The sequence below is a fragment of the Pseudoruegeria sp. SK021 genome (genome assembly GCF_002119405.1).
Classification (GTDB): domain Bacteria; phylum Pseudomonadota; class Alphaproteobacteria; order Rhodobacterales; family Rhodobacteraceae; genus Meridianimarinicoccus.
On sequence record NZ_MTBG01000172.1, the window covers coordinates 1 to 252 of the forward strand.

The 252-nt window shown below is 56.0% G+C and carries 1 pseudogene; it reads right to left on the minus strand.

The window, feature by feature from the left end:
• A pseudogene (locus tag BV911_RS19030) lies at positions 1-138 on the minus strand (tyrosine-type recombinase/integrase); the annotation flags it as partial.
• Positions 139-252 lie beyond the last annotated feature (114 nt).

The following is a 252-nucleotide window of genomic DNA, read 5'->3' on the forward strand; positions in this document are numbered from 1 at the left end:
CGTCAGTTTTGTATGGCCCAACAGAGCCTGGATCACCCTGATATCGACGCCGCGTTCCAGCAGGTGGGTGGCAAAACTATGCCTTAACGTGTGCAGCGTGACCGGTTTTGTGATCCCAGCTTCCCGCTGTGAATCCCGGAGGCAAACTGGTCCACAGAAACGGTCGGATTACCTGACCGTCGCGGATTAAAAGTCCGCCATTCTGATGCCCGAGGCGGAAGCTGAGGGCTGGGAGATGTATTCTGTGGAACT